This window comes from Alkalihalobacillus phoenicis, from assembly GCF_047302405.1.
GTDB lineage: Bacteria > Bacillota > Bacilli > Bacillales > Bacillaceae_D > Alkalihalobacillus.
This window is the reverse complement of sequence record NZ_CP154853.1, coordinates 462,264-485,200: the sequence shown is the minus strand read 5'-3', so window position 1 is coordinate 485,200 and position 22,937 is coordinate 462,264. Positions and strand designations below refer to the sequence as shown.

Below are 22,937 nucleotides of genomic sequence, written 5' to 3'. Positions count from 1 at the left end.
ATCTTTGTCCAATTCAATTAATCAATTAACTGGGCCATTAAAAGGGCTTTAGAGACAAGTTCATCTTCAAAATACATTTCGACGTCGATTTTCCCGTGCTTACGACCAATTTCTAAAATACGTGGTTTAATTCGAATCGTACTGTCAATTTGTACAGGTTTTAGGAAATAGATTGTAATGTTTTCTAAAACGAGATTTCCTCGTTTGTATTTTCTTAATACTCTTCGACCTGCCTCAGTCACAAGTGTCGTCATAACCCCATGCGAAATTGTCCCTAACTGATTCGTCATTTGTGGTGAGACTTCACATGAGAATGTATTTTCTTCATCCTTTATCTCGTCGAATCGGCTGGTAACAATATCTTCAATCGTCTCCCCCACATGTGGTTGCCTTTGAGCCATTTGTAAAGCTTTTAAAACATCTTGACGACTCACAACCCCGATAAACCGTTTTTCCGAATCGAGAACAGGTAATAATTCAATTCCTTCCCAAACCATAACATGGGCAACGGAAGCAACAGACGTTCTTTCATTGACCGTAATCGGGTTAGCTGTCATTACTTTTTCAATAATGGTATCTTTGGTTGCTCCGACAACATCTTTTGCAGTAACCATCCCTTGAACCCTCATGTTTTCATCAATTACTGGGTATCTTGAATGACCTGTTTTTTGGTTAAATTCTTTCCACTTTTCAACCGGGTCTGATGTTGATAAATAATACGTTTCATGAAGCTGTATCAAAATATCATCCACTAAGACAATATCTTTTTTAATGAGCTGATCGTAAATCGCCCGATTAATCATAGCTGCCACAGTAAACGTATCATAACTCGTCGTAATAATCGGTAGATTTAATTCATCAGCTAAAGCCACTACTTCATCACTCGTGTCAAACCCTCCGGTAATCAAAACAGCTGCACCCGCTTCAAGCGCAAGCTTATGCCCGTTATAACGATTCCCAACGATAAGTAAATTGCCGGCTTCGACATAACGCATCATTGCATCTAATTTCATCGCACCAATGACAAATCGATTTAATGTTTTATGAAGTCCTTCACGACCACCGAGAACTTGTCCATCAACAATTTTGACAACTTCAGCGTATGTAAGTTTTTCGATGTTTTCTTTTTTCTTTTTTTCTATCCGGATCGTTCCAACCCGTTCTATCGTACTAACCAACCCTCGGTTTTCCGCTTCTTTGATCGCTCGATAAGCGGTTCCTTCACTTAATTGAAGCTCTTTTGCTATTAAACGAACGGAAATTTTTGAACCTACAGGTAATTCTGAAATAAACATTAAAATTTGTTCATGTTTTGTTGGCAAGAAGAGCCACCACTCTTTCATCGTCTTCTTATATATTTCAATCTGTATTAGTCTTATTATACTTCTGTTAGAGTGGTGTATCAAGCTTATCTTCCATATTGACGCTTACTTCTCCATTCTTCAGACCTTTGCCCACTTCGCCTTACCGAAACAGATTGATTTTTCTTATATAACAGCCCAATAATATTCCCAATGATCACAAATGAAACAAACAACAGCCAACAAGCAAAAAAGATTAATTCCAAACCTGTAGCCTGTAATGAAAAATAGTCAAAGCTATACAAAAGCAAAATAGCTGCGATTAAAATGGAAATAAAATATCGTTGTTTCATATCCATTAACCTCCCTTTCTTATAAAAACTATGAAATAAAAAACAAAAAAAGACCAAGCTATTTGATTTTAAATCGCTCGGCCATCTTTTCTTATTTTTAAAATTCAGTTGATTGTCCTACCTTTAAATATAAACCTTGTCCACCTGATAAAGAATTTGCAAAAGCTTCTCCATCTTGTTCAATAAGTGGGAAAGTATTGTAATGAATCGGGACGACTTTTTTGGCCCGAACCCAATCAGCCGCTGTTGCCGCATCTTCTGGTCCCATCGTAAAGTTATCACCGATTGGTAAAAAAGCTATATCAATCGTATTTCTTTCTCCAATCATTTTCATATCTCCAAATAAACCTGTGTCACCAGCATGATATATCGTTTTTCCTTCTGCAGTAAATAAAATTCCAGCAGGCATACCTGTATAAATAATTTCCTTCGTTTCCTCAATCACATAAGACGAGCCATGAAACGCTTCCGTAAATTTGACAGTCCCAAATTCAAACGTATGGGCACCACCTAAATGCATCGGATGTGTTTGGACACCTTGCCAGCTTAAATAAGTAGCCAATTCAAAAGGAGCGACAACTAAGGCGTCATGTTTTTTGGCTAGTTCTACTGTGTCTCCTACATGATCATCATGTCCATGTGTAAGTAAAATGACATCAACAACAAGATTGTCCACATTCAAATCGGTATTTCCATTCCCAGAAATAAAAGGGTCAATAATAATTTTTTTCCCTTTTGTTTCGATCATTACAACAGAGTGTCCATGATAACTAACTTTCATGATTATTCATCTCCTTTTTTAATGGTATCTTCGTCCTTCATTCCCATTTTATCTGATTCTAAACTTTAAGTCATTTGCCATTCATGGTAGATTTAATTTACATCATTAATTTTGATTAAAATGAGGAAGGACGATCATTTATGTATAATAAAAGAATTCAATATGTTCAAAATTATTTAAAACAGGAAAAAATCGATTTTGCCTTTATTCAAGGAAAAGCAAATTTATTTTATTTAACCGGATTTCGCTGCGAACCTCATGAACGTCTTGTTAGCCTCATTGTCACTCCAACGGCAGAACCTGTACTTGTTGCCCCACATATGGAAAGAAGCCTAATCTTATCAACAGGGTGGCAAGGTGAACTCATTGGCTATAGCGATACCGAAAACCCGTGGGAATTGCTCTCTTCTTATTTACATAATAACAAGATCGGTACTAAAAAAATGGCGATTGAACCAAGTTTACTTTCTTATGAACGTTCACAAGCACTCATTCGTTTAGGTGAAAATACGCTCCTACAAAACATTGAAGAAACATTGCTACAATCACGTTTAATTAAGTCACAAGAAGAAAAATCTATATTACAAGAAGCAGCAAAGCTAGCTGATTTCGGTGTTGAAGTTGGAGTATCAGCCATTCAGGCAGGACGAACAGAAATTGAAATCATTGCCAAGATTGAGTTTGAGTTAAAGAAAAAAGGCGTCACGGAAATGTCATTTAACACACTTGTCTTAACAGGAGCAAATTCAGCAAATCCTCACGGAAAACCTGGAATAAATGAGGTTAAGCCTGGTGATTTCGTTTTATTTGATCTCGGTGTTGTGTATGAAGGATATTGCTCAGACATTACAAGAACAGTCGCTTTTGACCATGTATCAGATAAACAACAAGAAATTTATGCGACTGTGCTTAAAGCTCAACTCCAAGCGATTGAATCGTCAGTCATTGGCAAACCACTAGGCCAAATCGATGAGGCCGCTCGTTCCATCATCACAGACGCAGGGTATGGTGATTATTTCCCACATCGAATCGGGCATGGTTTAGGTACGGAAGTCCATGAATGGCCGTCATTAAATGCGACAAATACGATGCAATTGCAAGAAGGAATGGTCTATACAATCGAACCAGGTATTTATGTCCCTCATGTAGGTGGTGTGAGAATTGAGGATGACATTTTTGTTGAAGAGTCTGGTCCAAAATGTTTAACCAACTATCCGAAAGAATTACAAATTATTAAATAAGGTCCATGTCCCTCATTTAAAAAGCTATTTCAAGTCGTGACAAGACGAATTTGAAATAGCTTTTTTTATTATGAATTTAAATGGGTACGTGCATCGACATACTCTAAGTTTTGAGCCTCAGCAACCGCTTTGTATGTGACGTGACCATCTAAAGTATTAATTCCCTTTAATAAGGCTTCATTATCTAAACACGCTTGTTTATAACCTTTATTCGCAAGCTGTAAAGCATAAGGAATCGTCACATTTGTCAAACCCATTGTTGATGTTCTTGGAACCGCTCCAGGCATGTTGGCAACCGCATAATGAACAACATCATGCTTTAAATAAGTCGGATTATCATGGGTTGTAACCCGATCAACGGTTTCAAATATTCCTCCTTGGTCAATCGCAACATCGACAATAACGGAGCCTGGCTCCATCCCACTAACTGTCTCCTCTTTCACTAATCGAGGTGCTTTAGCTCCTGGAATCAAGACGGCACCTATCACTAAATCTGAACGTCTCACTGCCTCATCAATATGGAATGGGTTTGACATTAACGTCTGAATTTGACGGCCATATAAATCATCGAGCTGGCGAAGTCGTTCAGGATTTAAATCAAGCAATGTCACCTCTGCTCCAAGCCCCATCGCAATTTTGGCGGCGTTCGTCCCAACAACACCCCCACCCACAACGGTCACTCGTGCTCGTTCAACCCCAGGAATTCCTGAAAGTAAAATCCCTTTACCACCTTTTGATTTTTCTAAAAACTGTGCTCCAATTTGGGCTGCCATTCGTCCAGCAACCTCACTCATCGGCGTTAATAAAGGAAGACTGCCATTAGGTAATTGCACCGTTTCATAGGCAATCCCAACGACTTTATTTTCGACAAGTGCTTTTGTTAATTCAAGCTCAGGCGCAAGATGCAAATACGTAAAAAGAATAAGCCCTTCTTTAAAATACTTGTACTCCTCAGCAATCGGCTCCTTCACCTTCATTACCATATCAAAAGACCATGCTTCCTTCGCGGTATTAACAACCGAAGCTCCCGCCTCTACATATTGATCGTCGGTAAAACCACTCCCGTCACCTGCACTTGTTTCGATATATATTTCATGTCCTGCTTGTTTTAAAGCATGAACCCCGGCAGGAGTCATCGCCACACGATTTTCATTATTTTTAATTTCCTTTGGTACTCCAATTTTCATTTATTTTAGCTCCTTCTCCAATTGGGAATTCCATGTCCACGTAAACAGCTTACTCTCCTCAGACATAAAACGAATATCTACTTTCTCCAACTGTTTATAACGTTTTTGTAACGCTTCTACCATTTCTTCCATCTTTGCTTTTGGGTGAAGGTGAAGCAGCTGAACAATTGAGTCTACTTCTTTTTTGGCTTTTTTGCCTTTTATGACATAATTCCCTTCCTCATATTCATAATGATTAGGACTATCGTATTCCCATTCATATTCGTCACCATCATTAAGAATTGATATCCTAATGGAATAAGCCGTCATAAGCTCTGTCCCAGACACTCTGGCATCTGCCATCTGAGCTCCTATAAAAAGCAATAAGCAACTAAAAAGAATAAACGCAATTTTTCTAGCCATTTTAATGATCACCTCTAACTTTTAAGATGATACAAATTCAGCATATCTATTCATTTATCTTTCCCTATTTATCACATCAACACCACCGGTAACATCAATAACACTTCCAGTGACCATATCAGCATTTTCATCACAGAGGAAAAGAACCGTTCGTGCAATGTCTTCTCCTGTTGCAGACCGACCAATCGGTGTATTCCCATTTTTTTGTTCTGTTCTTGCTTCTTGAATGGAAGCTTCTTTCATATCACCTAAAATGTTTCCTGGATTCACCATGTTTACCGTAATACCATTTTCTGCTTCTTCAATTGAAACAGTTTTCATTAAGGAAACGACGCCTACCTTTGCAGCCGCATATGCCGACCGGTACTTCCATCCTGGTGCATGATTCGCTTCTTGAAAACCGTAAGTGATTATACGACCAAATTTTTGCTTTCTCATAATAGGGATCACTTTACGAAATAAATGAAAGACCGCACTCAAATTACCTTCAATCATGTTATACCATTCATCTTCCCTATAATCGACTAGCTTTTTCCGCTCAAATATATACGGTCCTGCGTTATTGATGAGGATATCGATTCTGCCAAAACGCTCAAAAGTTTGTTCAATCGCTTTATCAAGGTCTTTCTTTTTAGTGACATCCACTTGAATAAATTGAATTCGTTCAGTCTCACTAGACCACGTTTCTTTAATTTTATTAATCGCTTCCTTATCCTTATGATATGTGATTGTCACAGAATAGCCTCTACTTAATAAAGCATTCGTCACTTGGTAACCAAGCCCTTTTGTTCCAGCTGTTATAAAAGCATGTCTCCTCATAATAACCTCCCGCTCAATAGTTATCGTTTTCTTATGATCATACTACTTGCCAGAAAGATTGTAAAAAAATAAGAGCGAAAACTATATAACTCACCGCTATTGTTCGTAAATTATTACTCAACTTTCGCATCGAGAAAATCCGTTCAACGAGTTGGCCGAGCGAAAGGGAAGCTCTTAAACAAATGCCCTTGACACGTTTGAAAAGCGAGAACGCACTATCACACAATAATAGCTCCTCCGACGGTCGCTCCCAAACAGACACTCCGCATCCTGCAGGAACCTCATGAGCCTCCTCAGCACGCTTGCGGGGTCTCATTGGACGGTTTATTCCTGCGGGAGTCTCCGTGTCTGTTTGTCCGCTAGATAATGGAATCGAATATACGTTCGGTTTTCTCGTTAAATAAAAAAACAGTCATGACTTCAAAGGACATTAGCTTGAGAATGATTTTTTCTCCTTCAATGATTAATTCCGTTACAGTTGTAAACCAATCAGTGTGGATGCTCTGTACGTTAGCTAGATGATCGAGCTTGTTTCGATTGGAATCCTGTCTTTTCATGACGGCAGACTTAGGAACTAAATAGTGGCAACTACCTCTTTAGTTCCATAACTAACAAAGGGAAGAAGAAGGTCCTTCTGCGTTAGAAATAGCTGATTTGGAAAGAGCCCTATCATCAATCATCTCCCCTACACTTAGCGGACAAAACCATACGGAGACTCCCGCAGGAATAAACCGAGCTTACTGAAAAAGTCTTATTCTCACCTTTACCGGGGAAGAATCTCAAATAATTAGGTGATTCATTAGATGATCTATTATGGCTCAGCTGGCTTTTCTTTGACCAAAACGGAGCCAGCGGAATACCCGGAGACTCCTGCGGGAGAAGTGAAACACGGGAGACCCCGCAGCGATGAGTGAGGAGGCTCCCGGTTCACCCGCGGAACGCGTAGGGTATGCAGCTGGCGGAGTAAGCCAAATCATCCAACCCTATTGTAACTAACAGAACTTTTTCAGTGGCTTCGAATAAACCGTGGAGCGAGACCCCACAGGTGTACCGAGGAGGCTCATGAGGTTCTCGGCAAGGACGCGGAGTATCTGTTTGGTCGCGACAGCCGAAGCACTTAATTTTAGTGAACAGTTTCCTTCAACAGCCTACGAAGAGATGTGTTCAGACTGTCAACGATTGAACGGTTCATGTAAAGACAATTTGAGTATGGTATCGCCCTAAAATCAGTCCCTATCAACGGTTAAGGGTCAATCATACGCTGCGAAAGTTGAGTTATTATTTATAGATCTTAAGAAAATAGAAAAAAGTTGCCCATCAGTCCGAGGACTTTTGAACAACCTCCATTTATCATTTGGTTTTTGGTGTTTCTTCTTCTTGTTTAATTGATTCATTATGTGGTCCATATTGTAGATAACCTTGCATCACTTGTTCATGTACAATACTTTCTCCTTGCTCCTCATAAGTTAAATTTGATAATTTATGTTCCTTCATAATCAACCTCTCCTTTTTAAGTAATCTTGTTTAATATGTCCTAACAATGAAGATTTACTTTTCTTTTCTCAAGGAGGATATTGGTAATTTTTTAATAAAAGAGCTCTTTGAATCAGGTGAACTGAACTATTATAATGATATCTTACTAAGCCCTGAATTTAGGTGAGTAAGTTTCTGGCATCCCTACATCACCTAAAAAAGGTGAACATAAAGGATTTCCCTTTACATCCACCTTTTCATTTCAAAATTTCGGTTCACTACTAAGCCTTATTCAAAAGCTCTTCCGCTTTAAGTAAGGCAATTTTCACTTGTTCAAAACCTGTACCACCTGCACTATTTCGTCTTGCTACAACGTTTTTAGGTTGAAGAACATCAAAAATATCTTCTTCAAACAATTGGCTCGCTTCCACATAGTCCGTAAATGGCAAATCAAGCAAAAATACTCCTTTTTGAATCGCGACTAATACGAGTTTTCCAACGACTTCATGTGCTTGTCGGAAAGGCATTCCTTTCGTTGCTAAATAATCCGCGAGTTCTGTTGCATTTGAGAAATCTTGATTAACGGCCTTTTCCATTGTTTCATGACGAACAGACATAGTTTCGATCATACCGGCAAAAATTAGCAAAGAACCTTTGACCGTTTCAACCGTATCAAACATTCCCTCTTTATCTTCTTGCATGTCCTTATTATAAGCAAGAGGCAAACCTTTGAGAGTCGTCAATAACGAGAATAAATTTCCGTATACTCGTCCTGTTTTTCCACGAATTAATTCAGCCATATCAGGGTTTTTCTTTTGCGGCATAATGCTACTTCCGGTTGCAAATGCATCATCCATTTCAATAAATTGAAACTCTTGTGAAGACCATAAAATCAACTCTTCACAAAGACGTGACAAGTGCATCATTAATGTGGATGACGACGCAAGAAATTCGATAATAAAATCACGGTCACTTACCGCATCAATACTATTTTCATAAATGCCTTCAAATCCAAGTAGTTCTGCTGAATAATGACGATCAATTGGAAAAGTTGTCCCAGCAAGAGCCCCTGCACCAAGTGGCGAGATGTTTAGACGCTTTTGACTATCTTCTAAACGACCATAGTCACGCTCAAGCATCCAAAAATAAGCTAAAAGGTGATGAGCAAAAGAAACAGGCTGGGCACGTTGTAAATGGGTATAACCAGGAATCATCGTTTCTACATGTTCCGATGCTTGTTTAACAAGAGCTTCTTGAAGTTTTTTAACAGCCATCATAATCTCTGTTGTTTGATTACGCAAATATAAATGCATATCAGTAGCTACTTGGTCATTTCGACTTCTGCCAGTATGCAGCTTCCCGCCAACAGGACCAATTTCATCAATTAATAATTTTTCTAAATTTAAGTGAATATCTTCATTTTGGACTGAAAATTCTAATTGTCCAGCCTTCGCTTTTTCACGTAAAGTTAATAGCCCACCTTTAATCAAATCTACTTCATCATTAGGTAGAATCTTACACTTCCCTAACATCGTAACATGAGCAAGACTGCCTTCGATATCCTCATCAACTAACTTCTGGTCGAAGCCGATTGACGCACCAAATGCGTCAACCCACTCCTCTGCTGTTTTAGTGAAGCGTCCCCCCCAAAGTTTTGTCACAGTGTTACCTCCTTTTTCTCTTTGTTCACCATACTATGGACTTTTGTTGTTAAGCCCCAAAGAGAAATGAATCCAATAGCTGCACTATGATCAAACTCATCATCCGTTGAATAAGTAGCTAGCTTCTCATCATATAAAGAATATGGTGATTTACGCCCCTCAACAATTGCATGACCTTTAAATAGTTTCACACGTACAACACCTGTAACCGACTTTTGTGTTTCTTTTAAAAACGCTTGAAGAGCTGGCTGTAATGGCGAGAACCATAAGCCATCATAAATAAGTTCAGTCAGTTTTTTAGCCACAACTGGTTTAAAATGAGCGACTTCTTTTGTTAAAGTGATATCCTCCAACTCTTTATGAGCTTTAATTAATGTCATCGCTCCAGGGCACTCGTATACCTCACGAGACTTAATGCCAACGAGGCGGTTTTCAACATGATCGATACGTCCAACGCCATGCTTCCCCGCTAAATCATTTAAATATAAAATTAATTGATCCAATTGATATTTCACACCGTTTACTGCAACTGGAACTCCTTGTTCAAACTCAATTTCAATAATGTCTGCTTGATCAGGAGTGTTTTCTAATGAATTCGTTAATTCATACGCACCTTCTGGTGGAGTTGCCCACGGGTCTTCTAGCACGCCACACTCATTCGCACGTCCCCAAAGATTTTGATCCACTGAGTATGGATTATCTAAATCAATCGGAATCGGGATGTTATTTTTCTTTGCGTAGGCGATTTCTTCATCACGCGACCATGCCCATTCACGAACAGGAGCTAATACTTCAAGGTTTGGATTTAATGCTTGAATCGAAACCTCAAAACGAACTTGATCATTCCCTTTACCCGTACAACCGTGTGCAACTGCTAAAGCACCCGTTTGTTCAGCAATTTCCACTAACTTTTTAGAAATTAATGGACGTGATAAAGCGGATACTAGTGGATATTTTTCTTCATACATCGTGTGAGCTTGTAGAGCTGGTAAAACAAAATCTTCAGCGAATTCTTTCTTTGCATCGATTGAATAAGATTCAATTGCCCCAACATCCAAAGCTTTTTGTTTAACAAAGTCTAAATCTTTTCCTTCCCCAACATCTAAACCAACTGCAATGACATCATACCCTTTATCTGATAACCACTTAATAGCAACGGATGTATCTAATCCCCCAGAATAAGCTAAAACAACCTTCTTTTTATTCATAATCGTTCCCTCCATTGAATATTAATACTCTCATTATTATTTTTATACATTCATTTTCAAAAGAAAAGAGCTAAAAAGGCTCTTTATATCTTTGCATAAAATTCAAATCAACATTTATTAATATACATACTTTAACAATGAACTCCCATTTTGGCAATAGGTATTTGAAAAGTTTTTTGAAATAAATTTTGGTATCTTTTTATTAGTTATTTTGGTCTAATCATTCCCATTTCTCCACTGAATGACAATTCTTCTCTATGCTGTACTTAACATATGAATTCATTAAAACAATCAACTTCCCGAAAAATGACAATGATTTTTTCTGCATAAAAAAAAAGGAAGAATCGTATATTCTCCCTTCTTTTCATTATTGCCCTTCCAACCGGGATAAGAGCAATCGTTTTTGATAAAAGTGCTCCGCCACATCGGTTACTTGCTTTGTTAGTTGATAGTTCATCCCTGCTCCAACGGCCACACCAAGCAAGGGGACCCCTTGAATCCATTTTTTCCTTAGTACTGAAATGAGTATGTTCTTTCCAACTTGTCTAATTAATTGACCACACCAAGCAGCTTCAAATACTTTATCTTCCCCTTCAAAGAAAATATGCTCTTCATCATAATAAGTGATTTCTTCAAATAAGGCGTCCCAAACCTCCTGCTGATAAGGTCTTGGTAAAGTCGACAAATAATAAACTTTTAAAGCAATCACTTGTTCAAGTGGTTTCTTTGTATCGTATCCATAAATCGTCGCAAGCTGCTGGATAGTTCTTAAATGAATAGCCGCTAACAAAGGAAGATCAATACTTAATAAAACAAAACCTCCTAAGCCTGTGACACTCCCTTGACCAACAGATAACAATCTTTGCTTAGCCATAAATTGTTCTGATAAATAGTGTAATTGATCAATCGATAGTGTTTGCATATCTTCCACATGTTCAATTTCCGGATTAAACAACCGTGCATACCGAAATATTTTCTGAACTAATTCTTTTTCACTTTGGTTGTTCTGAAGAAAGGACTGTAATTGAATAAAAATTGAATCTAGTTGACGTAAATATTTCGGGTCGATCTTCATTTCATTGAATTTGAAAATTGGCCTTGACGTAGCAATTCGTTCGCCTTTCCCCTTACGATTCAGTTGAAAATAATCAACTTCCCATTGTAAAATTTCTTCTAATCTTTTTTGCTCTCTTTTTATATTAACCATCTATTCACCTACTCTTCTCAACATCAAAAATTTACTCACTTTACAAAGAAGACTGTACCTTAGAATTTAATTCTTTTAAGTGATGAAAAAAGATCGCCTCGTTTGTCTGAGGTGAAGCCGCACTACCCCAGCCGTTTTCTAATGGACCATATTGACTAATGACACAGTGCTTTAATAACAATAATTCGTGATCCTGCCTATCAATTCCTGCCTCCAAAATCGCTTCATAAATAAGCTCATAACTTAAAATCACTTGACCTAAAAGTTCACCTTCTTTTGTCACACTTGGTGCAAGTGGATCATCTAACATTTTAATCACGCCAATATTATGTAGCATACATGTTGCCAAAATGACGTCACGGTTAATTTTCGGGTAAAGTGGAAAAAGCTGTGTGGCACTTTGACATAGCTCAACAAGATGCTCTAATTGCCCAGCATAATAAGCATGATGAAATTGTTTTGAGGCAGGATACGTTGTTATTTTTTCACGATAAGGACGTTTACCAAATATCGTTGTCACAATCTTTTTTAAGCTAATCGATTGAATTTCATCCATATACATCCTTAATTCTAACCAAAGAGTTTCTCTTGATAACCCTTCTTTTGTGAGCAATTCCGTCACGTTAATTTGATCTTCTTCTGTTGTTAACCGCATTTTTTGGATACTTAACTCTTTTTTATTTCGATAACTGGTCACAATAGCTTCTATTTTAACAATCGATTTTTTCTGTACGCTCTTCTTTAACTCTTCCCCAATATCCCACATTTTTGCTGGAACCTTTTCTAAATGCCTCTCCAACATAAATGAACCATATTCACTTCCATTAACCGCTTGTTTAATTTCCTTTTCCCGAACGAAAAAAAATCCAACCACTTTTTCTCCTTCGTTTTTTTGCAGCAATGAACTCATACAACCGACTCCCCTTTACCTTTACTTAATCTATTATATGCAAAGGTATGTATACTCATCATATCGAATTGTCCGCTTAATTGCATTAACTCACACTTAAAAAGAGAAAAAAGCATAACCCACTCGGGCCATGCTTTTCTTCCTATTATTGACTTAAACGAACCGTATCACGTGCAATCATTACTTCTTCATTTGTTGGAATAATGATTACTTTTACTGGGGAATGAGGATAGTTTAAGAACGCTTCTTTTCCACGTACCTTATTTAAAGATGGATCCCAATAAACGCCCATATACTCTAAGCCTTCTAATACACGTTCGCGAATGACGTCACTGTTTTCACCGATTCCAGCTGTGAAAATAATCGCATCTACGCCTTTCATACTTGCCGCATACGAACCAATGTATTTATGAATTCTTGAAGTGAATACTTCTAAAGCAAGTTCAGCGCGTTCATTTCCTGCTTCCGCTTCACTTTCAATATCACGTAGGTCACTTGAGAAACCAGTTACTCCAAGCATCCCACTTTCTTTGTTTAATACGTTGATGACTTCGTATGCATCTTTACCCGTTTTTTCCATGATATAAGGAATTAAGGCCGGGTCAACGTCACCAGAACGAGTTCCCATTGTTACACCAGCAAGTGGTGTGAAACCCATTGAAGTATCAATCGATTTACCACCGTCAATAGCTGCAATACTTGCTCCGTTTCCAAGGTGACAAGAGATTAAACGAAGCTGTTCAACTGGTCGATCTAATAACTCAGAAGCTCTTTCTGTCACATACTTATGAGACGTTCCGTGGAAACCATATTTACGAATGCCGTATTTTTCATAATACTCATAAGGTAAGCTATACAAATAAGAACTTTCAGGCATTGTTTGGTGGAACGCTGTATCAAATACAGCTACAGCTGGAACATTTGGTAACACACTATGGAAAGCTTTAATTCCGATAATGTTCGCTGGATTGTGTAAAGGTGCTAATTCCGAAACAGCTTCAATTCCTTGTAGAACTTCGTCTGTAATTAAAACAGAATCATTAAACTTCTCGCCACCGTGAACGACACGGTGTCCGATTCCTTCAATTTCGTCTAATGAATCAATAATTCCTTGACCTGTTAATTTTTCTAATAAAATCTTAACAGCTACTTCATGGTCGACAATGTCACTTATTTCTTTTACTTTTTCACCATTTACTTCAATTGCGAATATAGAATCATTCATTCCGATTCTTTCCACAATTCCTTTAGTTAAAACCGTTTCTTCGGGCATATTTAGTAGCTGAAACTTTAACGAAGAACTTCCAGCGTTAATCGCGATAATTTTTGCCATTTTATAAACAGCTCCTTTAGCTTTTATACGTGTAAGTGAGAAGTCAATTGTTCTTCTCAACTTTTAACCTAAAAAAATCTTTCCCTTATACATTTAAGCATTCTGTACCCTGTTTTTCAAGGGGATTGTCCCTTTCTCTCTGTATATCTCTTAAATTCTTTATTTTCTGACTTGATAACGCTTTCTGTAAACGTTATACAATTCCATCATTCCCTACTTCTTGTAAAATAACAGCACATCAGGTGAATCCTTATAACCGGGCATCATACCAAAAAGGTCCTAAAGGGAATGGGGGACAAATAAAAAAGGACTGTTAATTAGAATCCGTTTGGATAATTTGGATTACTCCGCCAGCTGCACCCGCTCGCTCCGTTTTGGTCCTTTCTAGATGGGAGAAGAAAAGAACGCTATAAAAGTTTATATCTTGATCAAGGCCGGGTCCCATGGACGAAAGATGAAAAACAAAGCGGAATCTCTCTCCACTAGAAATTCGCTCTCTTCTAGAAGGTTACCTCTTCAAGAGCCAAAAGAGTCAGAGCCAAGGGCATTGATTTAAGTCAATACCTCGTAAAGTTCTGACGGACACACCAAACCCCGATATCTATCAAAAGCAGAAATAATTGAATGTCTAGATGCCTTGATCCCGTAAAATTCAAACAAAAATAACCATCCATCTGAAAAATATCATGATGAATGGTTATTTATGATCGCTTACGATGAGAAGTGGAAAATGGGTCTCACGCCAGAAAAAATGCTCAAGCGGACAGGATGGGGGCCAACTCCTGCAGGAGGAAAGGGCAGGTGGAAATCCACCGGCCTAGCCGGTTAGTTCCACGCCCGCCTGCGGAAAGCGCGCCCCCATCCCGGGAGCGATCGGTTCTCCTCTTTCTCGTTGACAGAGTTTATTTTATATTCCGGGCTTACTCTTAATCTCAACAAACGCAATTTTAAATTACCTAATATTCCTAAATTAACATAACTACATTATTATTTTCCTAATTGCTGTTTGAACCAACGATCAATTTGTTTAATCATATCAGCTAACGCTTCAGCTTTAGAAAATGAAGGCAGCTCTGCTAATAAGGCTTGCTGAACTTGAGTAACCCCTTCTCCTTTTTTCTGCAACATTAATATACTCTTTGCCTGTTGTTCAGATTTGAACATTGACTTTGGCAACTGTAACAAACCTAAAATAATGCTTTTTTCTTTCAAAAATTTATGCAACTTTTCAGATTGCTCACTATTAAATAAAAAGTTTGGTACTAAAAAGAATAAGTAACCACCATCTCTCGTTTGCTTAATCGCTTGTTCTATCATAAGGTGGTGTATGAATGAATGGCCTTCTGGTGCCTTTAGCTCGTACTCATTGGCGACTTCATCATTCGGGTAATACCCAACCGGCAAATCAGTAACTACAACATCCGTTTTTAAATTAGGTAAAGGTTGAATGCTATCTTGGTGAAAAAGTTCTACTTCATTCTGTTGTAAATTTGCGCTAACAAAAGCTAAGTTCAATAAAGTTTCATCAGCTTCAAAACCGATTGCTTTAGCTGGTTTTGGCGATTGATTTAAAACAGCCGATAATAGATTCCCTGTTCCTAAAGCCAAATCTGTTATCAAAAAGTCTTTCTTTAAATCAACTGACACTTTATTTATTAAGTAACTCATAAACAAACTAACCGCATCAGGTGTTAAGGAATGATGCGGTTGAACAGCTCCCTTCATCCCTTTTAATACAGTTAATTGAAATGTTTTCCGGACAACCTCTTTATCAAGCTTGTCCAAATCGATTTGTTCAAATATCGTTTGAAGTTTTTTCTTTTCAATATCATTTTTTGTTTCAATCATTTCGCCTTTAAATAATTGGTCGGCAATAAGTGCCAACGAATCTAAATACAATAGCTCCTTTTCTTCACTTACTAGCTCTGCACTCCGATCAAAATATTGAAATAAACTCTCTAAACTTTTTTCTTGCTCTAGCATAAAAACTCCTCCGTTTTTCTTCTCTCTATAATGATGACATCTATTTAACTGCTGTCGTTTCAATATGCCCTTTATTGTTTTATCTCCTCATTCTAACCATCTTACCTAAAAGAGAAAACAAAAAAAAGAAATTTAGCTTATTTTCTTTAAGATGAATCAAACAATGAACGGACTGTCTTTATATAATTAACTCAACTTTCGCATCGAGAAAATCCGTTCAACTAGTTGGCAGAGCGAAAGGGAAGCTCTTAAACAAATGCCCTTGACACGTTTGAAAAGCGAGAACGCACTATCACACCAAACGGATAAACTGTGCAGTAAAAAAATAATAGGCTCTCCGGCGGTCGCTCCCAAAACCATACTCCGCGTCCTGCAGGAACCTGGCGAGCCTCCTCGGCAAGCCTTGCGGGGTCTCGCTCCACGGTTTATTCCTGCGGGAGTCTCCGTATGGTTTTGTCCGCTAAATGTAGTGGAGATGCTTGATGATATGCTCTTTCCAAATCAGCTATTTCTAACGCAGAAGGACCTTCTTCTTCCCTTTGTTGGTTATGGAACTAAATAGGTAGTTGCCCACCTATTTTTTCCTAAGTCTGCCGTCATGAAAAGACAGGATTCCAATCGAAACAAGCTCGATCATCTAGCTAACGTACAGAGCATCCACACGGATCTGTTTACAACTGTAACGGAATGAGTCATGGAAGGAGAAAAATCATTCTTAAGCTAATGTCCTTTGAAGTAATGACTGTTTTTTTATTCAATAAGAAAACCGAACCTAGATTCGATTCCATGATCTAGCGGACAAACAGACACGGAGACTCCCGCAGGAATAAACCGTCCAATGAGACCCCGCAAGCGTGAAACGCTGAGGAGGCTCATGAGGTTCTCGGCAAGGACGCGGAGTGTCTGTTTGGGAGCGACCGCCGGAGGGCCTAAGCGACAGCCTAAGCGCTTCATTTTAGTGAACAGTTTCCTTCAACAGCCTACTAAGAGATGTGTTCGACTGTCAACGATTGAACCGTCCATGTAAAATCAATTTGAGTATTGTATCGCCCTAAAATCAATCTCTATCAACGGTTAAGGGTCAATCATACGCTGCGAAAGTTGAGTAATTAAAGAAAAGAACCTTTATCTCATCATTCTGAAATAAAGGCCCTCGTTTCTGTCCTATTTAATTTCGATTCTACGCTTGATGAAAGTTCCACTAGCTATCCCTAGCTTCCAACTACAAAGGAGGCTGCTGACGATAATTATTGTCGTAGTGATTATGGTGGTCGTGATGTTCATCCTTTTTGTCATGATAAATCATTTGTTGGATCTTCTCGACCACTTGTGGAGCAAAATCTAATAAGCGCTCATAAAGATGAGTACTATTGTCTAAATGAACCATTTTAACACCTGAACTATTCACAATTAAAAAGGCCATAGGCGTAATAGAAACTCCGCCTCCACTACCTCCTCCAAAAGGATGTGAGTGCTCGTCATTTGAATGATGGCTATCTACGGAAAATTCACTACCTCCTGCTGCAAAACCAAAGCCCACTTTTGATACAGGTAAAATGACACTACCATCTGGTGTTTCAACCGGATCTCCGATGATTGTATTGACATCAACCATTTCTTTTAAGTTTTCCATTGCGGTTTTCATTAATCCTTGAATTGGATGATCTGACATGACTTTTCCCTCCTTTTATTTACTTACATTGACTGATCCATTGCGTTTCCTTGTTGGTCAGCCTTTTTTGTTTTGTGCCAATGTTTGACGATCAAAAGTCCTGCAATGATAGCTTGTCCGATTCGAAATGAGAACATGCATGAAAAATTCGTTTTTGTCATCATTCCTTGATAAATAGGATCAACCTGAATTCGTGGATAATGAACAAGCGTAAAGAAGTTTGAAACAAAACCAATGACTACACCTTTTAACGTCCATAATGTCCCAGCAAGTTGAGCAGTCAAAACAGCATCATCAACCCCGACTTGAGAGTGCCACTCTAATTTTTTTATTTTTACCTTCTTCATAAAACGTTGAACGATTTTATAAAATCCAGTTACCTGTTGTAAAAACCTTTGCGATTTTTTAATCTCTTTTTTAAGCCACCCAATCGTAAATCTTTGCTTTTTATCCGTTATCCCTAGTGGGGTTTCATTCTTCTCTTCCAGTGTAACACTCAATGTTTTCGGATCAATTTTTATAACAGGAGAAGAAAAAGTATAAATATGAATCGCCCATAACTTTACTTGAATTGTTAATAAATCATCATCTATTTGATGTTGATAATGACAATCTATCGTTATTTTTGCCAAAAAAATGAGCACACAAAACAAAAATAAAACTCCAGCTATAATCCACCAAATCATCATAATCTCCCTTTATCCATTACCACTTGTAATTGATCCTATGTTTTCCTCTTTTAACAAAAATAAACCTAACCAATTTTTTGGCTAGGTTGAAATCATTATTCCTTTTCATGAATGACGTATGTATCAGCGACCATATCATGAATTCCTTGTTTGTTTGGAGAAAAGGCAACGACTAAATAAATGAGTTTTGTCCAAAAGAAAATTTGATGTATCAATCTTCCTATTCCTTCTCTAAAGATAACTTGTGTCCACGTTAACCTTTCCTCATTTCCACTGACCACTCTTAATCCAAATACCATTTTTCCTAATGTTTGTCCCACATATTTGGTTAGAAAAGCAAAGTAAAGAAAAAAGCTCACTGCAACCGCAAGAGTCTCAAGTGTAAAAGTGAATACAGTTGATATTCCAATCTCATTTATTCTTAATATTGGTCGAATAATAATACTATTTATCGAGAATAACACAACCATATCAAGCAAAAAGGCCCAAAGTCGCATCCAAAATCCGGCATAACGCACAGTGGCGGTTGTTTGTTTCTCTTCTCGTTGGTCATGTAGCCCTATATTTTGGTCTTCTACTACTAAAGAATTCGTTCCTCCCACTTTCCCTAGAACGGCCTCTTTTCTATCATAATAAGCTAATTTCGCCTTTTGGTTAACATGAATGGCTCGACCTCTTTTTTTCATTCCCACTACTTGTTCACTGTTCATCACTTTCACCCCTTATTCAGCATATAAGTACTTCAAAGTTGGAGTGCGTTGTTCTTGTAAAAACTGTAACATAGCAGCCGCTTCATGTTCTGGATTTAAACTCACTTTAGGAGCAGCAATTCTCAACAAATCAGAAAGCTGTGTTGTGTGACTATATTTTACTACCGTATAATCTTGACCGAGCTCTTCTTTCAACCCGGCTATCACCGTTTCTAAATTTCCTAATTCATCAACTAAACCGAGTTCAAATGCTTGTTTTCCTGTATAAATACGCCCATCCGCGATTTCGCGCACTTCCTGTTCACTCATGTCCCTACCTTCTGCGATGATACGAACAAATTCATCAAACGATTCATCAATAATGGATTGTAAAATCTCACGTTCTTCATCTGTCATTTCACGAGTAGAGGACATGATATCTTTAAACTCGCCACTTTTAATCGTATTAACTTCAATTCCAAATTGCTCAGCTAAACCCGCAATATTAATCGATTCCATAATAACCCCGATCGATCCCGTAATTGTTTGGTTATTAGCGTAAATTTTGTTAGCAGGGGCAGCAATATAATAACCACCTGAAGCGGCCATATTCCCCATCGATATGTAAACTGGCTTTTCATACTCATCTTGAATTTTTAAAATTCGTTCATATATTTCCGCACTTTCTACCACTCCTCCACCTGGAGTATTTACATCAAGAATGATTCCCTTAACAGCAGAATCCTTAGCCGCCGTATCCATTTGCTCCAAAAACTTTTCGTGATTATAGCCATCCACAGCAAAAAAACTAGGATTTCCACCTGTATCTTGAATGACTCCATCTAATTCAATCACAACAATTTTTCCTGATGCCGTACCGACTTCTACTATTTCCTCATGGCCACCCGTTACAGAACTAGCACCTTGAAATTCTTGTAACGCACTTTGTGCAAACGATAGAAAATTCATAAAAATAGCGACTCCTACTAAAACGACGACAGCTCCTAAAGCCATCCACCTTTTCCCATTCATAAAATGCCTCTTTTCTCTTTTTAATTTTTGAACTTTTTTTGCCAAATGTAACTGGGTTCTTTTTCCTAATCAATGGTTATGATAACATAAGTAACCAAGATATTAAAAAGATCATAATCACTAATTTTGAATTCATTACTGAAGGGATGATCAAATATGTCTGACCAAAATAAGTATTACCTATTTTCTAAGAAAACGGAAACAATGCTCCAATTATCCGAACCACTTAAGAAGCGTTTAAATGAGCATGGCTTTATTCCGACCTCCACTCCCTTTGAAGCAAACTTTATTTTAAGTGTCGGTGGAGATAATACCTTTTTACAAGCTGTCAGAAAAACCGGTTTTCGTAACGATTGTATTTATATTGGTGTAAATACAGATGATTTAGGTTTTTATACTGACTTTACCCTAGACCAACTTGAACCGTTAATGATGGCAATGAAGGAAGAACAATTAAAAGTAAGGCGATACCCTGTTTTAAAAGTGAATATTGACCAAAAAGATCCTTTTTACTGTTTAAATGAATGTACGATTCGTTCAAGTGTTATTAAAACATTTGTAATGGATGTTATTATTGACGATCAATATTTTGAGACGTTTCGTGGTGATGGCATGATCGTTTCAACCCCTACTGGAAGTACAGCTTACAATAAATCAGTAGGTGGGGCGGTAATTGATCCAAAGTTACCATCCATGCAAATAAGTGAAATTTCTTCTTTAAATAATAGTGAATATCGAACATTAGGTACTTCTTTTATTTTAGGTTCTGATCGTAGTCTCACTTTAAAAATTGTACAAACTGGAAATGAACATCCCGTTATCGGCATCGATAATGAAGCATTGGCATTTCCTCAAGTAAAACAAGTCCATTTACAACTCGCAAACCGCTATATTAAAGTATTAAAACTCGATAACAACTCCTTCTGGGATCGGGTCCAACGAAAATTTTTATGAGGAAAAAGACCTTGTAGCTATACATAAGCAAGGTCTTTTGGCGAAAGAGTAGACATCTACTCTTTCGAATACATTATCTGTCCATCTACAATCGTTTTTAATACTTCTGCTTTCAAAATTTCATCTGGTTCAATTTGAAAAAGGTCCTTTGATAACACAGTCATATCTGCTACATATCCTTCTCTCAGCTTTCCAAAAAAATTTTCTCGATTAATGGCGTACGCACTTCCGGTTGTAAAGAGTTGGACCGCTTCAAATGGGGTCAAACGTTCATTTGGGTTATAGCCTTGATGTCCTTCTTCTGGTTTTCTACGCGTTATGGCGGCATGAATTCCTAATAATGGGTCAACAGGTTCAATCGGGGCATCTGAGCCACCCGCACATGCGAGACCGTCATTCAATAATGTTTTCCAAGCAAATGATTCCTTTAATCGTTCCATCCCCAAGCGCTCTTGTACCCACGGGAAGTCAGAGGCAACAAAACGAGGTTGAACATCTAGGATTACAGGTAGTTTTTTCATTCGTTCACGTAAGTCTTTACGTGCGACCTGAACATGTATTAATCGATCACGTCCACTTGTCGCTGGGAATGCCTCGATTGCATTCAAGGTCATTTCTAAGGCTCCATCACCAATGACATGTATAGCTACGTTCATATTATTTTCTCTTGCAAGTTTCACTAAGTCATTTAATTGTTCCTGTGTATGAATTGCGACACCTGATGTGCTAGGGTCGTCTGTATAAGGGTGAGATAATAACGCTGTTCGGCCACCAAGAGCTCCATCAGCAAAAATTTTTAAAGCACCAGTTTCCACATAACGTCCTTCTCTTCTTAAATTTATTGCTCCTACTTGTTCAACGGCTTTATGATTCACAAGTAAGTGTGCTCTAAATTTTTGCTCTCCCTGTTCAATAACTTGTTCAAAAACAGATAGCGTCCCAAGTGGATCTCCGTAATAAGCTAAATCCTCAGTGTGTCCTCCAACCAAACCGTGAGCTAACATATCATCAACTGCAAGTCTTAACGCTTTTTCGATATAAAGCATTTGCACATTTGGCATCACCCGCTTCACCAATTCAACTGCTTCATCCAACAATAGTCCAGTAGGTTGGCCTTGAATATCCTTGACGATCACACCACCATCTGGATTTGGCGTGTCTTTTGTTATCCCAGCTAATTCTAATGCCTTACTGTTCACTAAGGCCGCATGGCGACAAACCCTCGATAAAATCATTGGCTTTTCATTCGAAATTAAATCAAGCTCTGAACAGTGGAAGATTTTGCGTTCAACAAAATTATTTTCATTCCATCCATCACCAATAATCCACTTATCATCACGGTTTGCTTGTTTTTTTAATAATTCATACATTTCATTCGAGGAATATACCTCTGATAAATCTAGCCGTAACAACTTTTCTCCGTGACCAATCATATGTAAATGACTATCAACGAATCCCGGATAAACAAAAGCACCTTCTAAATCAATTGTTTCTGTTATTTCTTGTTTATATCTATGTAATAACTGCTCTTTCAAACCAACTGCTTTTATCAGACCATCTTTTACAAAAATGGCTTCAATAGATTCTCCTTCACTTTCCATTGTATAAAAGGTTGCATTTATCCATAAAGTCCCCACTTGATCTCATCTCCAATGTGTTTAAAGTTCATTATTTCTTCTCATTTTAACTTTTTACACAAATTAAATAAAGAGAGTAGTTTCCTACTCTCTTTAAGCCAGTTTCATTTAATTATTTTTGATATCCGCCAAATTGTTGCTCTGCCATTTGAACTAGACGTTTTGTAATCTCGCCGCCTACAGAACCATTCGCACGCGATGTAGAGTCAGGTCCTAATTGAACCCCAAATTCTGAAGCGATTTCGTATTTCATTTGGTCAAGTGCTTGTTGTACACCTGGTACGACAAGTTGGTTAGAGTTGCTGTTTGCCATGTCTCTCACCTCCTTCTGTAACTATAGAATGTGCGTTGGAGGTAAGAAACATACAAAAATAAATATGGTAATTTTTATGAGAAAAATAATTC

21 protein-coding genes are annotated in these 22,937 nt (G+C 37.9%); 2 read left to right on the top strand and 19 right to left on the bottom strand.

Features of this window, described 5'->3' with window-relative positions; all coding sequences use genetic code 11:
• Positions 1-17: 17 nt before the first annotated feature.
• The 3 genes from AA0017_RS02195 to AA0017_RS02185 all read right to left on the bottom strand — a co-directional run bounded on the left by AA0017_RS02195 (position 18) and on the right by AA0017_RS02185 (position 2,435).
• Positions 18-1,322 (bottom strand): DRTGG domain-containing protein, encoded by a 1,305-nt coding sequence (locus AA0017_RS02195; RefSeq protein WP_413379101.1) that lies wholly within the window; start codon positions 1,320-1,322, stop codon positions 18-20.
• A gap of 86 nt (positions 1,323-1,408) precedes the next feature.
• On the bottom strand, positions 1,409-1,654 hold the full coding sequence (locus AA0017_RS02190; RefSeq protein WP_413379099.1) for a hypothetical protein: 246 nt from the start codon (positions 1,652-1,654) through the stop codon (positions 1,409-1,411).
• A 97-nt stretch (positions 1,655-1,751) separates the two neighbouring features.
• Complete coding sequence (locus AA0017_RS02185; protein WP_413379097.1) at positions 1,752-2,435, bottom strand: metal-dependent hydrolase; 684 nt, start codon at positions 2,433-2,435, stop codon at positions 1,752-1,754.
• A gap of 140 nt (positions 2,436-2,575) precedes the next feature.
• Between AA0017_RS02185 and AA0017_RS02180 the strand changes: the two genes are divergently transcribed.
• Entirely contained in the window at positions 2,576-3,676 is a 1,101-nt protein-coding gene (locus tag AA0017_RS02180) for a M24 family metallopeptidase (protein ID WP_413379095.1), read from the top strand.
• Positions 3,677-3,744: 68 nt separating this feature from the next.
• Here AA0017_RS02180 and ald read toward each other — a convergent pair whose 3' ends face one another.
• The 14 genes from ald to sppA form a co-directional block, all read right to left on the bottom strand.
• Positions 3,745-4,863 (bottom strand): alanine dehydrogenase, encoded by a 1,119-nt coding sequence (gene ald / locus AA0017_RS02175; RefSeq protein ID WP_413379093.1) that lies wholly within the window; start codon positions 4,861-4,863, stop codon positions 3,745-3,747.
• Positions 4,864-5,265 carry a hypothetical protein gene (locus AA0017_RS02170; protein WP_413379091.1) on the bottom strand — a complete coding sequence of 134 codons (402 nt, stop codon included), beginning with the start codon at positions 5,263-5,265 and terminating at the stop codon, positions 4,864-4,866.
• 54 nt (positions 5,266-5,319) lie between these two features.
• Positions 5,320-6,084, bottom strand: coding sequence for an SDR family oxidoreductase (locus AA0017_RS02165; protein ID WP_413379089.1), 765 nt, complete (start codon positions 6,082-6,084; stop codon positions 5,320-5,322).
• Between the two features lie 1,350 nt (positions 6,085-7,434).
• Positions 7,435-7,578 (bottom strand): hypothetical protein, encoded by a 144-nt coding sequence (locus AA0017_RS02160; RefSeq protein ID WP_413379087.1) that lies wholly within the window; start codon positions 7,576-7,578, stop codon positions 7,435-7,437.
• Between the two features lie 260 nt (positions 7,579-7,838).
• Positions 7,839-9,218, bottom strand: a complete 1,380-nt coding sequence (argH, locus tag AA0017_RS02155; RefSeq protein ID WP_413379085.1) for an argininosuccinate lyase — start codon at positions 9,216-9,218, stop codon at positions 7,839-7,841.
• Entirely contained in the window at positions 9,215-10,426 is a 1,212-nt protein-coding gene (locus AA0017_RS02150; protein WP_413379083.1) for an argininosuccinate synthase, read from the bottom strand. The genes argH and AA0017_RS02150 overlap by 4 nt, the downstream gene beginning before the upstream one ends.
• A gap of 367 nt (positions 10,427-10,793) precedes the next feature.
• Entirely contained in the window at positions 10,794-11,633 is an 840-nt protein-coding gene (locus AA0017_RS02145) for an EcsC family protein (RefSeq protein WP_413379081.1), read from the bottom strand.
• 40 nt (positions 11,634-11,673) lie between these two features.
• Positions 11,674-12,543, bottom strand: coding sequence for a CMP-binding protein (locus tag AA0017_RS02140; protein WP_413379080.1), 870 nt, complete (start codon positions 12,541-12,543; stop codon positions 11,674-11,676).
• 145 nt (positions 12,544-12,688) lie between these two features.
• Entirely contained in the window at positions 12,689-13,876 is a 1,188-nt protein-coding gene (locus tag AA0017_RS02135) for an acetate kinase (RefSeq protein ID WP_413379078.1), read from the bottom strand.
• A 987-nt stretch (positions 13,877-14,863) separates the two neighbouring features.
• The gene (locus AA0017_RS02130) at positions 14,864-15,859 is read right to left on the bottom strand and encodes a class I SAM-dependent methyltransferase (RefSeq protein ID WP_413379076.1); all 996 of its coding nucleotides are present in this window, start codon (positions 15,857-15,859) and stop codon (positions 14,864-14,866) included.
• Between the two features lie 1,222 nt (positions 15,860-17,081).
• Positions 17,082-17,531: a GerW family sporulation protein gene (gene ytfJ / locus AA0017_RS02125; protein ID WP_413379074.1), complete on the bottom strand. Its 450-nt coding sequence runs from the start codon at positions 17,529-17,531 to the stop codon at positions 17,082-17,084.
• 23 nt (positions 17,532-17,554) lie between these two features.
• A complete protein-coding gene (locus tag AA0017_RS02120; RefSeq protein ID WP_413379072.1) occupies positions 17,555-18,217 on the bottom strand; it encodes a DUF2953 domain-containing protein in 663 nt (220 codons plus the stop codon).
• 98 nt (positions 18,218-18,315) lie between these two features.
• Positions 18,316-18,930: an RDD family protein gene (locus AA0017_RS02115; RefSeq protein ID WP_413379070.1), complete on the bottom strand. Its 615-nt coding sequence runs from the start codon at positions 18,928-18,930 to the stop codon at positions 18,316-18,318.
• A 12-nt stretch (positions 18,931-18,942) separates the two neighbouring features.
• Positions 18,943-19,941 carry a signal peptide peptidase SppA gene (gene sppA, locus AA0017_RS02110; RefSeq protein ID WP_413379068.1) on the bottom strand — a complete coding sequence of 333 codons (999 nt, stop codon included), beginning with the start codon at positions 19,939-19,941 and terminating at the stop codon, positions 18,943-18,945.
• A gap of 156 nt (positions 19,942-20,097) precedes the next feature.
• On the opposite strand from sppA, the gene AA0017_RS02105 reads away from it, so the two are divergent.
• On the top strand, positions 20,098-20,895 hold the full coding sequence (locus AA0017_RS02105) for an NAD kinase (protein ID WP_413379066.1): 798 nt from the start codon (positions 20,098-20,100) through the stop codon (positions 20,893-20,895).
• A gap of 56 nt (positions 20,896-20,951) precedes the next feature.
• Here AA0017_RS02105 and AA0017_RS02100 read toward each other — a convergent pair whose 3' ends face one another.
• Both AA0017_RS02100 and AA0017_RS02095 read right to left on the bottom strand, forming a co-directional pair.
• Entirely contained in the window at positions 20,952-22,532 is a 1,581-nt protein-coding gene (locus AA0017_RS02100) for an amidohydrolase (protein WP_413379064.1), read from the bottom strand.
• Positions 22,533-22,644: 112 nt separating this feature from the next.
• Positions 22,645-22,845, bottom strand: coding sequence for an alpha/beta-type small acid-soluble spore protein (locus AA0017_RS02095; protein WP_003324417.1), 201 nt, complete (start codon positions 22,843-22,845; stop codon positions 22,645-22,647).
• Between the last annotated feature and the right edge of the window lie 92 nt (positions 22,846-22,937).

Excerpts from the sequence above, each read along its gene's own strand:
- AA0017_RS02135 (WP_413379078.1), bottom strand. The coding sequence starts at position 13,876 with ATGGCAAAAATTATCGCGATTAACGCTGGAAGTTCTTCGTTAAAGTTT.
- ytfJ (WP_413379074.1), bottom strand. The coding sequence starts at position 17,531 with ATGTCAGATCATCCAATTCAAGGATTAATGAAAACCGCAATGGAAAAC.
- ald (WP_413379093.1), bottom strand. The coding sequence starts at position 4,863 with ATGAAAATTGGAGTACCAAAGGAAATTAAAAATAATGAAAATCGTGTG.
- AA0017_RS02145 (WP_413379081.1), bottom strand. The coding sequence starts at position 11,633 with ATGGTTAATATAAAAAGAGAGCAAAAAAGATTAGAAGAAATTTTACAA.
- AA0017_RS02115 (WP_413379070.1), bottom strand. The coding sequence starts at position 18,930 with ATGAACAGTGAACAAGTAGTGGGAATGAAAAAAAGAGGTCGAGCCATT.
- AA0017_RS02120 (WP_413379072.1), bottom strand. The coding sequence starts at position 18,217 with ATGATTTGGTGGATTATAGCTGGAGTTTTATTTTTGTTTTGTGTGCTC.
- AA0017_RS02105 (WP_413379066.1), top strand. The coding sequence starts at position 20,098 with ATGTCTGACCAAAATAAGTATTACCTATTTTCTAAGAAAACGGAAACA.
- AA0017_RS02185 (WP_413379097.1), bottom strand. The coding sequence starts at position 2,435 with ATGAAAGTTAGTTATCATGGACACTCTGTTGTAATGATCGAAACAAAA.
- AA0017_RS02165 (WP_413379089.1), bottom strand. The coding sequence starts at position 6,084 with ATGAGGAGACATGCTTTTATAACAGCTGGAACAAAAGGGCTTGGTTAC.
- AA0017_RS02170 (WP_413379091.1), bottom strand. The coding sequence starts at position 5,265 with ATGGCTAGAAAAATTGCGTTTATTCTTTTTAGTTGCTTATTGCTTTTT.
- AA0017_RS02095 (WP_003324417.1), bottom strand. The coding sequence starts at position 22,845 with ATGGCAAACAGCAACTCTAACCAACTTGTCGTACCAGGTGTACAACAA.
- AA0017_RS02150 (WP_413379083.1), bottom strand. The coding sequence starts at position 10,426 with ATGAATAAAAAGAAGGTTGTTTTAGCTTATTCTGGGGGATTAGATACA.
- sppA (WP_413379068.1), bottom strand. The coding sequence starts at position 19,941 with ATGAATGGGAAAAGGTGGATGGCTTTAGGAGCTGTCGTCGTTTTAGTA.
- AA0017_RS02160 (WP_413379087.1), bottom strand. The coding sequence starts at position 7,578 with ATGAAGGAACATAAATTATCAAATTTAACTTATGAGGAGCAAGGAGAA.
- AA0017_RS02180 (WP_413379095.1), top strand. The coding sequence starts at position 2,576 with ATGTATAATAAAAGAATTCAATATGTTCAAAATTATTTAAAACAGGAA.
- AA0017_RS02130 (WP_413379076.1), bottom strand. The coding sequence starts at position 15,859 with ATGCTAGAGCAAGAAAAAAGTTTAGAGAGTTTATTTCAATATTTTGAT.
- AA0017_RS02140 (WP_413379080.1), bottom strand. The coding sequence starts at position 12,543 with ATGAGTTCATTGCTGCAAAAAAACGAAGGAGAAAAAGTGGTTGGATTT.
- AA0017_RS02190 (WP_413379099.1), bottom strand. The coding sequence starts at position 1,654 with ATGAAACAACGATATTTTATTTCCATTTTAATCGCAGCTATTTTGCTT.